The 14,327-nt window shown below is 41.3% G+C and carries 14 protein-coding genes; 10 read left to right on the top strand and 4 right to left on the bottom strand.

Features of this window, described 5'->3' with window-relative positions; all coding sequences use genetic code 11:
• The first annotated feature begins 10 nt into the window (after nt 1-10).
• From AC0VYT_RS13045 to rplS, 7 genes are all read left to right on the top strand, one after another.
• Nucleotides 11-3,931 carry a PilC/PilY family type IV pilus protein gene (locus tag AC0VYT_RS13045; RefSeq protein ID WP_005405237.1) on the top strand — a complete coding sequence of 1,307 codons (3,921 nt, stop codon included), beginning with the start codon at nt 11-13 and terminating at the stop codon, nt 3,929-3,931.
• A 64-nt stretch (nt 3,932-3,995) separates the two neighbouring features.
• A complete protein-coding gene (locus AC0VYT_RS13040; RefSeq protein WP_373867495.1) occupies nt 3,996-4,481 on the top strand; it encodes a pilin in 486 nt (161 codons plus the stop codon).
• A complete protein-coding gene (locus AC0VYT_RS13035) occupies nt 4,468-4,911 on the top strand; it encodes a type IV pilin protein (RefSeq protein WP_034430461.1) in 444 nt (147 codons plus the stop codon). The genes AC0VYT_RS13040 and AC0VYT_RS13035 overlap by 14 nt, the downstream gene beginning before the upstream one ends.
• A 143-nt stretch (nt 4,912-5,054) precedes the next feature.
• Entirely contained in the window at nt 5,055-5,312 is a 258-nt protein-coding gene (rpsP, locus tag AC0VYT_RS13030) for a 30S ribosomal protein S16 (protein WP_005018185.1), read from the top strand.
• Nucleotides 5,313-5,332: 20 nt separating this feature from the next.
• A complete protein-coding gene (gene rimM, locus AC0VYT_RS13025) occupies nt 5,333-5,881 on the top strand; it encodes a ribosome maturation factor RimM (protein ID WP_005405234.1) in 549 nt (182 codons plus the stop codon).
• 43 nt (nt 5,882-5,924) lie between these two features.
• On the top strand, nt 5,925-6,674 hold the full coding sequence (gene trmD, locus AC0VYT_RS13020) for a tRNA (guanosine(37)-N1)-methyltransferase TrmD (protein WP_005405233.1): 750 nt from the start codon (nt 5,925-5,927) through the stop codon (nt 6,672-6,674).
• 174 nt (nt 6,675-6,848) lie between these two features.
• A complete protein-coding gene (gene rplS, locus AC0VYT_RS13015; RefSeq protein WP_005018193.1) occupies nt 6,849-7,223 on the top strand; it encodes a 50S ribosomal protein L19 in 375 nt (124 codons plus the stop codon).
• Nucleotides 7,224-7,282: 59 nt separating this feature from the next.
• Here the strand turns inward: rplS and AC0VYT_RS13010 are convergent, their stop codons facing one another.
• From AC0VYT_RS13010 to AC0VYT_RS13000, 3 genes are all read right to left on the bottom strand, one after another.
• Nucleotides 7,283-8,254 (bottom strand): lipase family alpha/beta hydrolase, encoded by a 972-nt coding sequence (locus AC0VYT_RS13010; RefSeq protein ID WP_265776544.1) that lies wholly within the window; start codon nt 8,252-8,254, stop codon nt 7,283-7,285.
• 101 nt (nt 8,255-8,355) lie between these two features.
• Nucleotides 8,356-9,342, bottom strand: coding sequence for an esterase/lipase family protein (locus AC0VYT_RS13005; protein ID WP_005018195.1), 987 nt, complete (start codon nt 9,340-9,342; stop codon nt 8,356-8,358).
• A 428-nt stretch (nt 9,343-9,770) separates the two neighbouring features.
• Entirely contained in the window at nt 9,771-10,799 is a 1,029-nt protein-coding gene (locus tag AC0VYT_RS13000; RefSeq protein WP_005405231.1) for a lipase secretion chaperone, read from the bottom strand.
• Between the two features lie 149 nt (nt 10,800-10,948).
• Between AC0VYT_RS13000 and truB the strand changes: the two genes are divergently transcribed.
• From truB to AC0VYT_RS12985, 3 genes are all read left to right on the top strand, one after another.
• Entirely contained in the window at nt 10,949-11,854 is a 906-nt protein-coding gene (truB, locus tag AC0VYT_RS12995) for a tRNA pseudouridine(55) synthase TruB (protein ID WP_005018197.1), read from the top strand.
• A 37-nt stretch (nt 11,855-11,891) separates the two neighbouring features.
• Nucleotides 11,892-12,668, top strand: a complete 777-nt coding sequence (locus AC0VYT_RS12990; protein ID WP_005018198.1) for a sulfite exporter TauE/SafE family protein — start codon at nt 11,892-11,894, stop codon at nt 12,666-12,668.
• A 192-nt stretch (nt 12,669-12,860) separates the two neighbouring features.
• Nucleotides 12,861-13,316 carry a hemerythrin domain-containing protein gene (locus tag AC0VYT_RS12985; RefSeq protein ID WP_005018199.1) on the top strand — a complete coding sequence of 152 codons (456 nt, stop codon included), beginning with the start codon at nt 12,861-12,863 and terminating at the stop codon, nt 13,314-13,316.
• 46 nt (nt 13,317-13,362) lie between these two features.
• On the opposite strand, the gene AC0VYT_RS12980 is transcribed toward AC0VYT_RS12985, so the two are convergent.
• Nucleotides 13,363-14,244, bottom strand: coding sequence for an EamA family transporter (locus AC0VYT_RS12980; protein WP_005404603.1), 882 nt, complete (start codon nt 14,242-14,244; stop codon nt 13,363-13,365).
• Between the last annotated feature and the right edge of the window lie 83 nt (nt 14,245-14,327).

The raw sequence follows: 14,327 nt of genomic DNA, 5'->3' as shown, positions 1-14,327 counted from the left end.
AGTGTATATAATGGATAAACTCATTAAAAAAATAAAAGTGGCATCTGTATCTGGCATAGTGACAATTTTAATTTGTATAACTCAGTCTGTTTCAAGTTATGCAAGTGATACCGAATTATATCGTCCGCCTCAAAATAAAGAATTGACACTTATGTTTATGCTGGATGTGTCAGGTAGTATGAGTCCTAGTGGCAATAGTTATGGTGAGAATCGGCTACAAAGTTTAAAAAACGGTATGCTTAAACTTTTACAAGGTGATTCAAGTGATGGCACACAGCCATTACCAGATGATCTGGTTACTGGCCTGTCAGAATTTAGTGGAACTACAGGGCGCATCAAGCTTGAAGCGCGTTCTTTAGGAGAGAAAATTTCTATAGGTGGTGCCAAAGAGGTTTATAGGACTATACAGACTATAGAGCAGAACGCTAACCGTACTGTTACCAGCTCGCGTATTACAAGTTTTTCTCAGAATAGAACACAGTATGGTACACGTACACAAAGCTGCTGGTTTATTTTCTGCTCTTGGGATGAACCAGGTAACTGGACACCATCTGATAGTTCTAACACTGGTTGGGTTAACCAGTCATCCAGTTCTGGCACTTGGACCAGTGACAATCCTTCTTGGTCATTATCAGGTAACCCTAGTGCTACAGCTACTACTAATCAAGAGTGTAGGGCATGGGCAACAAACAATACTTCCTGTACATTATGGATAAATACCAGTACACCCTTATCAAGTTTTAATACGAGTACAAGTGTTACTTCTAATACATCTTTTAGTTATTCAAATATTCGTAGTGGAAGTGAAAGTCCAATAAGTTCATCCTCACCGGTTACTAGTGGTATTACCAATAGTAATCCTAGTTGTAGTGGCTCAAACTGTTCAAGAACACAGTCAAGAACACAGTCAACTACAGAAATTAAAACAACACCTCAGAATGCTACAGCCAGCTATACATCAACAGTGACTTATAGTGGGGCAAATACTATAACTCATCGTGAAAGAATGATTAATGCGGTAAATGCTTTGACAGCAGGTGGGGGTACACCTACTGCATTTGCCTATGCTGAAGTGGCAGCCTATTTGATGGGGCAAACAACTAAAAATGTTGTTAATAGCGGATTTACTGCCTCTAGTGAAGGCGCAATTAGAAATACTAATAATTATATTAAACCAGAGCAAATTGATAGTAGCAAAACCTGTAATGGTCAAGGGATCTATTTCTTAACAGATGGTGTACCTGAGTACGGGAGATCTAATTCATCTCTAGATATTATGAGAACAAGTTTAGGGACCTCGGGAAGTGATTTTTCTTGTAAGGCTGACTCATTAGGCTGGAGAACTCCTTATTACAACTCATCAAATAATACGAATAACTGGACTTGTATAGGTGAATATACGAAAGCAATATTAAATAAAGATTTAAATCCAACAGGTACAAGTATCCTTACAGCTGTAGTGGGTTTTGGTAGCGATATGTCAGCTGATCGCCCATCTTCATCTGTTGCTAATGATATTGCAGATGCTAAAGCTTGGGGAGAGCTTGGAGAAGGTGGCTTCTATAAAGGAAATAATGCACAGTCTATTGTCGACAGTGTAAGTGACTTTATTAATAAGCTAGATCGTTATATTCCTGGTGTTACTGTAGGTTCTGCTACTATACCAGTCGATGCTTTAGATACACAGAATGTACAGCCTTGGGCCTATTTTCCCCAGTTTGACCCTAAACCAACCAATAGCAGCACAGGTGCATTAACTTGGATTGGTAATGTTAAAAAATATAAAACTCTTAATAATAATTTATTAGATCGTGGTAATGAAATTATTACTGATAATAATGGATTGCTAAAAGATGATTTAAATGATTATTGGGCGGATACTTCTGTTACAAAGACTATTACTAAGGAGGTAAATGGCAATAAAATTTCCTTTAAGGTCAAAGTAGGAGGAGCTCTAAGTCAATTGCCTGTAGGATATAATGCAAATAATACCCCTATAGAACGACGTATATTTACAGACAGAACTATTCAAGTTAGCTCTACTGACTCTACTACAAACCAAATAGGCAGTATTAGTTCAGGTAACCTTAAAAAAATAGGAAGGAATGATTTTATTTCTTCTAGTGTTAATCAATTTAAAGAAGATCCAAAAAGAGGATATATTTTATCGTTATTAGGATATAACGTAAGTAGAGAGCTGGCGAGCAGTATTAACAGCTTACCTAAAAATGATACAAACCAGACTCAACTTGAAAGACTAGTTTCTTCTAACTCTGCATTATTAAGGCAGATGGGGGCGGTCATGCATTCTCGTCCTATTTTGTTAACCCAGCAAGGGACTACGAAATATGAGAATGAGGTACTGTCTTATGATGATCGAGATGATTTAATTTTATTTGGTACAACACAAGGTTTATTACATATTGTAAAAGCTGGGAAAACTGCAACAGATACTGAGGCAGGAAAAGAATTATTTACTTTTGTTCCTAATGAAATGATCGAAAATCAGGCTGAAGCCTTTCTAAATCAGGAATCTCAGTCAGGTACACTACAATATGGAATAGATGGTCAATGGACAGCATATACAGAATACGTTACTCAAAAGGGTTCTAATTCAACGGATGAACCTGTAGTTACTGTAAAGGGGGGGAAACAGTGGGTATATGGGGGTTTACGTATGGGAGGGAGAAGCTATTACGCACTAGACTTAACGGATATCTCTTCAACTGATAATAATTCGGTACCAAAATTAAAATTTCGTATAAATCCTTCTGCCACAAGTAGTGGACCTTTAAGTTATATGGGTCAAAGCTGGTCTAAGCCTAATATTACTTGGGTAAACTGGAAAGGCAAACGTAAATTAGTTATGTTTGTCGGAGGCGGTTATGACATGGGGTACGAAGCTGATGTATATAATCAGGTCAATGGAGTTGGGGCTGGTGTGTACATGTTTGATGCTGACAATGGCGATTTATTATGGTGGGCCAGTAGTAATTTGGCAGCAGATGTAAATTCTGAAAATTCTCCTAATGCATTGAAAGTAGATGATATGAAATATAGTGTGGTCAGCCAGATCAAAACGGTAGACCGTAATAATGATGGATTAGTCGATCATTTATATTTTGGAGATTTAGGGGGGCAGGTTTGGCGTGTTGACTTAAATAATACTAAAACTCTTACTGATGCTTTCGCCAAGAGAGCAGTAAAAATTTTAAATTTAAATAAAACTAACGGTAGTAGCCCACGTTTTTATACGACCCCTAGTTTTACCATACATAATGGCGGAGCTTCTGGTTTATTTGCTACGATTTCTTTAGGGTCGGGAGACTTGAGTTCTCCTATGTCTGCTGAAAGTTCTAGCGGTAAAGATAATATCTATGTAATTTTTGATAAAGATGTTACTAAAGCCAATTTGTATCAGTTAACAGATAACCAGTTAATTACACGAAATATAGTTATAGGTAGTTCTGGCAATACATTAGCAGTCAATACCGATGGTAATACTAAAACTACTCTTGCTCGGGCAGGCTGGTACTATCCTCTAGCAAATAAACTTAGAGTTTTAAATGATACCGTCGCTATTGCTGGTGATTTATATGTAAGTGTTTTTGATTCTTCAAAGGATCTGGATGCTTTAAGTTGCAGTGGGGGCGTACGGGGGGAAAGTAATGTAGAGCAATTTTGCCTACCGTATGGACAATGCTCTGAAATAAAAAATGGTTCAGAAGTTATAGGAACGAGATTAAAAGATGTGCCTCTGGGAAAAGGTAATATTGGTATTGCTTTTGGTGGATCGACAGGGACACCTTCTCCAGACCGGACCTTAATTCTAAACGTATCTAAACCCGTAGGGAAGGTCTTGCCTAACTATCCAGGTAAGCTAAAGCTTGTATCTCAGCGTTGGTATGAAAAGTATGCGAAAGCAAGTTAATATAAGAGATAAGAGGTTTATCGCTTATAAAAAATATCAGCATGCTTACACTTTGGTAGAGCTGATGGTTGTAGTAATGATTATTGCAATCTTAGCTGCAATTGCATTGCCAAGTTATCAGCAATATAAGCGTAAAAATGCGCTTTCTAATGCTCAGCAAGAAATGCTTAAACTTGCTGAGCAGCTAGAAAGATATAAAGGTAGAAACTTTAGTTATAAAGGATTTGATGCTAGTTATCTATATAACTATATTGCTAATGGTACTTCTAGTAATTATCTGAACAGTGACCAGAGTTTATCATTGCCATTAGGTGGCCCTAATGTGGATTATACAATTGAAATTAAAGATATTAGTCAAAGTTCTCCAAAGCTATTAACTGCAAGTGATGCACTAGGTCAGAGTTGGGTTATTAAAGCAACCAAGAGCACAGCAGGTACACAGGTTCAAAATTATAATATTTTACTAAATAGTGCAGGACTACGATGTATGACTAAAAATACTATTGCTGGTTATGCCAATTGTGGGGCTAGTGGTTATGAAAGTTGGTAAATATAATGGTTTTACGCTTATAGAAGTTATGATTGTAGTAGCTATTATTGGAATTTTAGCAGCGATTGCCTATCCTTCTTATAGCCAATATATTATAAGAACCAAACGTACAGATGCACAAAGTGAAATGTTGCAAGTTGCACAGCGTATGCAAACCTATAGAGCAGCTAATAATACGTTCGCTGGTGCTACAATAAATACAGTTTATGGAGGCAGCGTGATCCCGAAACAGGGAACAGCGCTTTATAACTTAACTTTTAGTCCCTCCCCGACCACAGCAAATGAATGGACATTAATAGCGACACCAATTAGCAGCACATCTCAGGCTAATGATGGGGTTATTTGTCTGAATCACCAAGGCCAAAAATTCTGGGTCAAAGGTGCCAGTGCCTGTGCTTTATCTAATACCTCTAACTGGGACGGCCGCTAACTTAAATTCAAAATTGCGGATAAATACTTTTTAATCTTTCATTCAGGGTAAACTTCGCGTAAAATATTGCCCTCTATGAAAGGGGTTTGAAACGTATCGATGGTCGGTACAGGGATAATCCGTAAAAACTATAAGGTTCTATCATGGTTGTTATTCGTCTTGCACGCGGTGGTGCTAAAAAACGTCCGTTCTATCAAATCATTGTGACTGATAGCCGTAATGCACGTGACGGTCGTTTCATCGAACGTATCGGTTTCTTCAACCCTACAGCTCAAGGTAAAGCAGAAAAACTTCGTTTAGATGCTGACCGTTTTGCTCACTGGGTTTCTCAAGGTGCTCAACCTTCTGAACGTGTTGCTTCTTTGGCTGCTCAAGCTAAAAAAGCTGCAACTGCTGCTTAATTTCAGGTAGTAGTTAGCCCATGACACCAACACAGAATGTTCCCGAAGATCGTATTCAGATTGGACAGTTACGTTCAGCATATGGATTAAATGGGTGGCTCTGGGTCTATTCCAATACAGAACCCATGAGTAATATATTTGACTATCTGCCTTGGTACATTGAAACCAAAGCAGGTTGGCAAATTGTTGATGTAAAACGTTGGAAACCACATGGTAAAGGCCTGGTTGTAAGCTTGAAAGGTGTGAGTGATCGTACTGCAGCAGACAATCTGGTTGGCGCAAATATCTGGATCTCAAAATCGCAACTGCCACAACCAGGTGTGGATGAGTACTACTGGTCAGATTTAAAAGGACTCACTGTGCTGGGTCTGGATGAAGAAGAGCAGGAAGTTAATCTCGGACAAATTCATGAACTGTTTGAAACAGGTGCCAATGACGTGATGGTGGTACGCGCGACCACTGACAGTGTTGACGGCGAAGAGCGAATGATTCCATGGCATAAAGATGTGGTACAGCAGGTTGATCTCGAAACTGGTCGTATCTACGTGAATTGGGGCGTAGATTTTTAATTCTGTTTAGGATTAACGCAGCAGGAAAATAGAGGAGTCTGTGATGTTTTTTGCAGTCATTACGCTTTTTCCTGAAATGTTTGAAGCGATTACAAGTTTTGGGATTAGCGGGCGCGCAGCAAAACGTGATTTAATGCAAATTCATTGTATTAATCCACGCGAATTTGCTGAAGGGAATTACAAACGGGTGGATGAACGTCCATTTGGTGGAGGTCCCGGTATGGTGATGATGGCTGAGCCTCTGGCAAAAGCAATTCATCATGCCAAAGAGCTTGCTGTGCAGGCAGGTGCAGTTCATGTTCCTGTGGTATATATGTCGCCACAGGGAAAAACCCTAAATGAGGCTGCGGTACAGAACTTCGTTCAATATGACGGACTGATTTTACTGTGTGGCCGTTATGAGGGGGTTGACGAACGTCTGATCCAGAAATATGTTGATCAGGAATGGTCAATTGGTGATTACGTGTTATCGGGTGGTGAACTGCCGGCGATGGTTTTATTAGACAGTATTATCCGGAGGCTTCCGGGTGCGATGTCTGATGAGCAATCTCATGTGCAAGACTCTTTTGTGGATGGTCTGTTAGACTGCCCGCAATATACCAAGCCAGACCATTTTGAGGGAATGCATGTTCCAGAGATTTTAAAATCGGGACATCATGCCAATATTGAAAAATGGCGGTTTTTGCAGCGCTATCAACGGACTTTAGAACGCCGGCCCGAGCTGGTAGAAAAAGTTGAATTGACCAAGCAGCAAAAGAAATGGCTACAAGATTCGCAAAGACAGACCAAATAACAGGTATTGTCCAAGCATATATGCTACAGGCAGTTTGCCTGAAGTATTTCAATAGGCTCTTTATGCATTGAAGCGGTCAAGCATAAAGGGAAAGTCAATCGGGTCTATGCGTTTTAGCCTCTATACCCAGCGATGATCAGACCTCTTCTGACTCGCGCATACTGGAGATACCCCATGAGCGGTAAGCATCCTTTAGTACAAGCTGTAGAAAATGCTCAGCTTAAACAAGACATCCCGGCTTTTGCACCAGGTGACACAGTAGTTGTCCAGGTAAAAGTAAAAGAGGGCGACCGTGAACGTCTACAGGCATTCGAAGGCGTAGTAATTGCTAAGAAAAACCGTGGTCTGAACTCTGCGTTCACAGTACGTAAAATTTCTAGCGGTGTTGGTGTTGAGCGTGTATTCCAAACTCACTCTCCAGTCGTTGCTCGTATTGATGTGAAACGTCGCGGTGCTGTACGTCGTGCTAAACTTTACTACCTGCGCGATCTGTCTGGTAAAGCTGCACGTATCCGTGAAAAACTTCCAGCTCGTAAAACTGAAGCTTAATCAGTTTTATACAGCTAAAAAATGCGCCTTTTGGCGCATTTTTTATAATTAATAATATATTATAATCCCTGAAGTTTTAGGCGATTGGCATGCTGCCGGTAAACATCTACCGGGTCAGGTGCAAATACATCTCTTAAACCTAAAACCTGATTCACTTCATCTAAATGATTCCAGTGATAGTTATCACGAATTGTTTTACCAAAGCGGGCGCTACAGCGTGAAACCAGCCCATCATTATCTTTACCCTGGTCAATCAGTAGACTGGTGGCCTTTAATGCCGAGTCTGGATCAAGGGCATTGGTAATAGCTCCTACGCCGGTAAATGAATAAAAATAGATTCCTTGTTGCTGATACGGACCTTCACCACAACTCGTGGTAGGCATACCAAGTGGAAATTTGCTGTTAAATTGAGCTGAGCCTTTCAGGCTTAAGCTGTTGCCACCTGCCAAGGCATCATGTGGATAACTATTTGGATCAAGTCCTTGAGCCCAGGTAATCATTTTTGAAACCAGATTGACTACGCCCACCAAGGGTGCCTCTACGACTGTACCTTCAGCCTTTAAAATCAGGTCAGCTACCGGTGAACCTTTATTAGGTGCCCCGACTGCTGTCAATGAAGCCACACGTTCAGGTAAAACTCCGGCAACATAACGGATGGTAGGACCACCATGAGAGTGTCCGACCAAATTCACCTTTTGTGCGCCTGTCAGAGCCAGAATTTCTTCGACCTGCTGCGTAAGCTGCTCTCCCCGTACTTCAGTAGAGTTTAAAGGTGACACCCGGGTTGCCCACGTATTTGCTCCATTACGTGCCAGATCTGGCAAAATCTGATAAAAATAGTCGAGACCGAACTGGTCTGTACCAATACTGATAAAACCTGCCATACCATGATTGAATACGATTGGATATTTAGTTTTAGCATAATTTGAAACGATCAGTCTGGTCGTAGCCTGTTCAGCGCTGGTTGCCGCTTTTGCTGTTAAAGCTACTGAGGCAAAAAATATAGCAAGAATGAATTGTTCGTATTTCATAATAATCCTCAATTTTTTTATTTTGATACTGATTTGATTCTTAATGGGTCATCCATCTGATGATGTAACTGACCAGAGAGAAAGTGCTGTTCAGTCAGCTTTTATAAGCCCTCAAGTTTTAAGCGATTGGCATGTTGACGAAACAGCGCTACAGGGTCAGGAGCAAAGCGGCCTGTTAAGCCAAACATCATATTGGCAAGGTCTGTATGATTCAGATTGTAGTTATCCCGAACTACAAGGCCAATATGGGTGCTACAGCGTGCAACCATGCCATCATTGTCTTTGTTGCCATAGGACAGTGGTCCTAATTGCATCAGGATGCTGTCAATATCCAGTAAATTAGTTGTTTGAGCTGTACCGGTCCAGGAATAGTAATGAATCCCGCGATCTACTTTAGTACCTTGCCGGTTACAGTCAGAGGCCAAGGCAGAGGTTGGGAAGCGCCGGTTAAAATCGGCCGATCCTGTTTCAGTAAGGGATTTCATGGAGCCATCAAAATCAATGGGCAAGTCAAACTGCAACTGTGCCAATGAAATCAGAGGCGCGATTAGATAGTCACCGACAATATTAAATACGGTCCGGGTTGCTGTATTATTCTGGATATCATCTGCTACCTTTGAACCACGAAATGTTCCACCTACGCCAGTAACCGAGGCAACATATTGTGGTTTGATGGCGGCTACATAACGTGCCGTAGGTCCGCCATGCGAGTGACCAATCAGATTGACTTTATGCTGGCCAGTAATGGCCAATACGTCTTCGACCTGACTCAGCAGCTGTTCGCCACGTATTTCAGTAGTGTTGGCCGGCGAGAGTTGAGCGGCAAATACAGTTGAGCCATTACGCGCCATATCTGGCAGAATCTGATACCAGTAATCAATATTAAAGCTTGAGTTGCCAATTCTAGACCAGCCTAGCCAGCCATGAGTCATCACAATTGGATATCTGGTCTTGGCATAATCTGATAATGCTTTTTCCTGAATTTGCAATACCGCAGGTTTGGTATGCGCTATTGTGGCCAGGAACGTGAGGCTGGTTAATAGCGTAGCAGCACTGAGTATTTTTATTTTTTTACTCGTATAATCCATAATCTATCCTTAATTTTGTTTCTTTTTTTATTTATGACTTAGCAACACCTGTTTTAGTTTTTCCTCCCTGATGTGATGAAATAATAAAGTCCAATTTAGATATAGCTATCTACCTCCCTGATGAACTGGTTTTTCTATTTTTCAGTTATCTCATGCAAATAAGCAGAGTATTTAAAGTGCCGAGTAATTACTGATCTTCTTTAAATGGCTGTTGAATTAATATACATTTTCTGGAATTTTAGGATAAAAGTTTTGGTTAATTTTTGTACTCTGATATTTATGCCTGAACATTGTATTTGGCCTGTTGCGCATAAAAATTTTCCTGTTTATAAAATGCTGGACTAAATTGCTCAACTCACTGTTTACCTTGTTCATCAAGCAGAACTGTTGTTGAGCTATACTGATAGATGAGTAATCCATACATTAGATTAGTTGGCAAAAGGCAGCTTGCCACCCTGGTCATGTACAGTTTCAAAGGTTTCAACCCGTAACTGCTCTTGTGCATTATTAAAATATTGCTGGCGTAGCTGCTGTATTGCCTGGTCTTTCGCTGCCTCGCTCATCCTGCCTGTCTTAATATGATCGCGTGCACTCAGATACTGGTTCACCCGGCTTTTCCAGTCGTCACGTTCAGTGTCCAGTCTTTCCAGACGTTGGGTTGCCTCTGGTCCCACCAGATTTAGCCGCATCTGGCGTATCTCATCATTTGAACCACCGCGTGCCTGAATGTCTGCGGTAAGTTTTCTTAAATCTTCGAGTTTATTAAGCTGCTCAAGATTATCCTGCCAGTCTTGTGGAAGCTGTTTGAACAGTTCTTTAAGTTTCTGTGCTTTCTCACTTTCAGACAGGTTTTTATCATCCAGAATATCCATGCGGTCCAGTGTATATTGATGATAAATATTTTCGGTTCCAAACAGGCCTTCTATTTCATAAGCCGAGAAAAACTGCTGACGTAAATTTTTCATCTTGTTAAAAATAGCGCGATAGTATTGTGTGCTGTCTCTGTCAGTACTTGAAGCCTGCAAGTCACCTAGAGCAATACGGTAGTCAATATAGCGGTTCCACAGGTCCAGAATCTGTGACTGTGCGGGGTCTTTATGAACTGTCTGAATATAGGACTTAAAATCGAGTTTGATCTGCTCAATATTTTTCTCACCATATTGTGTAATAAAATATTCAAAACAGTTACGGGTCTGTTCATTAATAATGAGGCGATTAGAAGAATCTAGCCGGAGCTGGCAGTTTATTTCAGTATCCTTTTGGCTTGGACTCAGGTAGGGAATACCTGCTTTAACCTGCGCCTGAGTTAGTGCGGTTTGTTGTGGTAACAGCCCGGAAGCCGCTGCTGGTCCAACTGGCTGTTTTATGTTTTTATCCTGAGGCATAAGCCAGAGAATCAGGCCTGCTACACAAATGATAACAATAGATAAAACCATCCATATTTTATATTTCTGCATTCCTATGCACCTGTAATGCTGTTCTATTTATTTTAATTTTTAGAATCGGATTCAATATGCCATAAAATTTTCTGGAACCTATAGAAAAGTTGTAAAAGGTGGGAACAGATTGATAACATGACGGCACTTACTCTAATCTGATTTTTCTCATGAAACGATCCTCATCCAAGATTCAGCGCCGCCCGGTTAACGGGGTTTTTTTATTGAATAAACCGCTGGGGATCAGTTCAAATGCAGCATTGCAAAAGGTACGTTGGCTGTATCGTGCTGAAAAAGCCGGGCACACTGGGGCACTCGACCCTTTGGCTTCAGGCCTGTTACCCATTTGTCTGGGTGAAGCCACCAAGTTTTCGCATTACCTGCTTGATTCAACCAAACGTTATCAGGCCACTATACAGCTTGGGCACAGCACGACTACTGGTGATGTCGAAGGTGAAATACTTTTACAGGCCGAGATACCCGAACTGGACGAAGAGAGAATCCGGCAGGTACTGGCCCAGTTTAAGGGTAATATCGAACAGGTGCCGCCGATGTATTCGGCTTTAAAAAAAGAGGGTCGTCCCTTATATGAGCTGGCACGTAAAGGTATTGAAATTGAACGTGAAGCACGGCCAGTGAGTATTTATGCGATTGAATTACTGTCATTTACGGCGCAGAGTATTACGCTGGATATAACCTGCTCTAAAGGAACTTATATTCGTGTCCTGGGGGAAGATGTTGCTCAGGCGCTCGGGAGTTATGGCCATCTGACTTATCTGCACCGTATAAAAACAGGGCCTTTCGACCTGATTCCCAGCTATACCATCGAATATTTGGAAAGCCTGAATGAAGCTGAACGTGAGGCACTATTATTACCAGTTTATGCGCCGGTTGACCATTTTCCTAAAATACAGGTACCAGAAGGACGAAGCGAGTATTTTAGCCGGGGTATGGAAAGTAATATCGAGCATATAGCAGAGACCCAAGTGCTGGTATTTGACGGTGAAAAATGTCTGGGTCTGGCAGAAATTACTGATAAGAAACGGCTGGTACCAAAAAGGGTGCTGAATCTCTGATTTACTGCAATATTAAACATTAAGGATAGATCTGGATATGGATATCGAAATTATTATCAGTCTGGTTTTTTTTGCCTTTTGTGCTGGCCTGATTGATGCTGCTGTTGGGGGCGGTGGCCTGATCCAGATTCCAGCACTGATGGGAACTTTCCCGCATTTGCCCCCAGCAACAATTTTCGGGACTAACAAGCTGGCGTCAATCGCAGGTACTGCTTCAGCTGCATTTTCCTACGCCAGACGGGTGCGTTTTGTCTGGAAGTTACTGGTGGTCATTGCCAGCTGTGCATTTGTCAGCAGTTTTATCGGGGCCGCCTGTGTATCGATGATTCCGGTTTCTGTATTACGTCCACTGGTACTACTTATGCTGATCATCATGGCGGTATATACTTTCATGAAAAAGCAGTTCGGCCAGGTGCATACTGAACGTCCGGTTAACTCCAGTTTCTTGTTAATGGCGGCACTCGGCAGTATTTTAATCGGATTCTATGATGGTATTTTTGGCCCTGGTACGGGTAGCTTCTTTATCTTCTTCTTCATCCGGTTTTTAAGCGTTGATTTTTTACATGCTTCTGCACTGTCTAAAATTGGTAATTTAATGACCAATCTGGCAGCTTTAAGTTTTTTTATTCCAACTGGTCATGTTCTGTTTGGTATTGGTTTAGGTATGGCATTGGCCAATATTTTCGGGTCTCTAATGGGGGTTCGGTTGGCTTTAAAGTATGGAAGTGGCCTTATCCGGATTTTATTTTTAATTCTGGTGAGCATTCTGATTATACGCTTGACCTATCAGATGGTAACAGTAGGCTTCATGTAAAATAAAAAAGCATAGTGAATACAAGCTGATACAAAAACACGGTTTTTTAAAGACAAAGTGAAGCCTGTAAAAAAGCTAATATAAACAAACATTAAAGATAAGACTCTAATAAAATTATATCCAACTGGAAATATTTTGTACGGGTTGCATCATCACCTTAGCCAATGAATATTTTAGTGAAAGGGGAGTAGTATGAATATATTTGAAGCATTGCGCGAGAGCCATGAACGCCAGCGCGATCTTGCTGACCAGCTTTTAAAAACCCATGGAGACTCTCCAGAGCGCCGTAGTGTATTTCAAGCACTTAAAAACGAGCTGTTCGCTCATGAAGTGGCTGAAGACCGCTTTTTTTATATTCCCTTAATGATGACTGATTCCGGTCTGGGTATTACTCGCCATGCTTTGGCTGAACATCATGAAATGGATGAAATGGTTGAAGAACTCACCGAGCTGGATATGAGTAATACAGGCTGGCTGGCACTGGCAAAAAAACTGACTGAGACGGTTCATCACCATCTGACTGAAGAAGAACACCGTTTTTTTCAGCAGGCTGGCAAAATTCTGGATGAGCAGCAAAAAACTGTATTGGCCAAACAATATCTGAACGAATATGAACACTATAAGGAAATCAGTAAAACCATGCTGTAGTATCAGAAGAAGATGGCCAAAGCCATCTTTTTGGTTTATTGGGCTTTTAGAAATCAGTGACCGGTTGGCGTGAACGTTTGCTGGTTCCTACCGTTACACCAACTGAGGCAAGCATAATGCAGCCAAGCGCAATCCACTGCCAGGTATTAATCTGTTCTTTTAACAGGACCATGCCAGCCAGCGCAGCCAGTGCAGGTGAGAGACTGGAGAGGGTACCATAGCTAAGTTTACTCAGGCTTTTCAGTGCCAGCAGATCCAGTGCATAAGGTATAGCGGTAGCCAATAAGGCAACCATAAGTACTTTACCCCAATGCTGGGTTTGCACTAGTGCAGGAGCATCCTGATATAATCCGATAGGCAGGAGTGCCAGTGCCGAGATAATAATGGCAATCGTCAATGCATGCATTCCAATATTTTGCTGTACTACTTTTTGACCAAAATAAATATAAATTGCCCAGCAGAAGCCGGCCCCCAGTGCACAGGCAGCTCCAAATACTGAAAAATTCTCGGCATTGGCACTGCCCCAAGGTACCATCAGTACAATTCCAATAATAGCCAGTAATACCCAGATGTAGTCGCTACGGTATTTGACCGACAATAAAGCCAAGCCTAGCGGCCCGGCAAACTCCAGCCCAACTGCAATACCTTGAGGAAGTTTATCTAGTGACAGATAAAACAGAATATTCATCAGGCCAAGTGATGCGCTATAGCAGAGCAGATCACGCCACCGTAAATAAGGCAATCTTGAAATGATACGCCAAGAACGAAACATGAGAGTTACGAGCACAGCGGCAAAGCACAGCCTTAAAATAGTTACAGTCAGCGGATCCAGAACTGAAAAAAGCTGTTTAGCAAAGGATGCACTGATCTGATAGGAAATCATGGATAAAACCATGAATAGCACAGCAAGCAAAGATGAGTTTGACATAGGCGCGCGTGATCAGAGCATTTACCCAGATCGTAAAGAAAGAGATAGAGTCTATTATAACCAAAGCCCGGATAAATAGAGCT

This window comes from Acinetobacter sp. QJM3NY_42 (assembly GCF_056173745.1).
This window is presented reverse-complemented; position numbering and strand designations above follow the sequence as displayed.

Excerpts from the sequence above, each read along its gene's own strand:
- AC0VYT_RS12985 (WP_005018199.1), top strand. The coding sequence starts at position 12,861 with ATGAATATATTTGAAGCATTGCGCGAGAGCCATGAACGCCAGCGCGAT.
- AC0VYT_RS13040 (WP_373867495.1), top strand. The coding sequence starts at position 3,996 with ATGGTTGTAGTAATGATTATTGCAATCTTAGCTGCAATTGCATTGCCA.
- AC0VYT_RS13000 (WP_005405231.1), bottom strand. The coding sequence starts at position 10,799 with ATGCAGAAATATAAAATATGGATGGTTTTATCTATTGTTATCATTTGT.
- rplS (WP_005018193.1), top strand. The coding sequence starts at position 6,849 with ATGAGCGGTAAGCATCCTTTAGTACAAGCTGTAGAAAATGCTCAGCTT.
- rpsP (WP_005018185.1), top strand. The coding sequence starts at position 5,055 with ATGGTTGTTATTCGTCTTGCACGCGGTGGTGCTAAAAAACGTCCGTTC.
- trmD (WP_005405233.1), top strand. The coding sequence starts at position 5,925 with ATGTTTTTTGCAGTCATTACGCTTTTTCCTGAAATGTTTGAAGCGATT.
- AC0VYT_RS13010 (WP_265776544.1), bottom strand. The coding sequence starts at position 8,254 with ATGAAATACGAACAATTCATTCTTGCTATATTTTTTGCCTCAGTAGCT.
- AC0VYT_RS13035 (WP_034430461.1), top strand. The coding sequence starts at position 4,468 with ATGAAAGTTGGTAAATATAATGGTTTTACGCTTATAGAAGTTATGATT.
- AC0VYT_RS12980 (WP_005404603.1), bottom strand. The coding sequence starts at position 14,244 with ATGTCAAACTCATCTTTGCTTGCTGTGCTATTCATGGTTTTATCCATG.
- AC0VYT_RS12990 (WP_005018198.1), top strand. The coding sequence starts at position 11,892 with ATGGATATCGAAATTATTATCAGTCTGGTTTTTTTTGCCTTTTGTGCT.
- AC0VYT_RS13005 (WP_005018195.1), bottom strand. The coding sequence starts at position 9,342 with ATGGATTATACGAGTAAAAAAATAAAAATACTCAGTGCTGCTACGCTA.
- AC0VYT_RS13045 (WP_005405237.1), top strand. The coding sequence starts at position 11 with ATGGATAAACTCATTAAAAAAATAAAAGTGGCATCTGTATCTGGCATA.
- truB (WP_005018197.1), top strand. The coding sequence starts at position 10,949 with ATGAAACGATCCTCATCCAAGATTCAGCGCCGCCCGGTTAACGGGGTT.
- rimM (WP_005405234.1), top strand. The coding sequence starts at position 5,333 with ATGACACCAACACAGAATGTTCCCGAAGATCGTATTCAGATTGGACAG.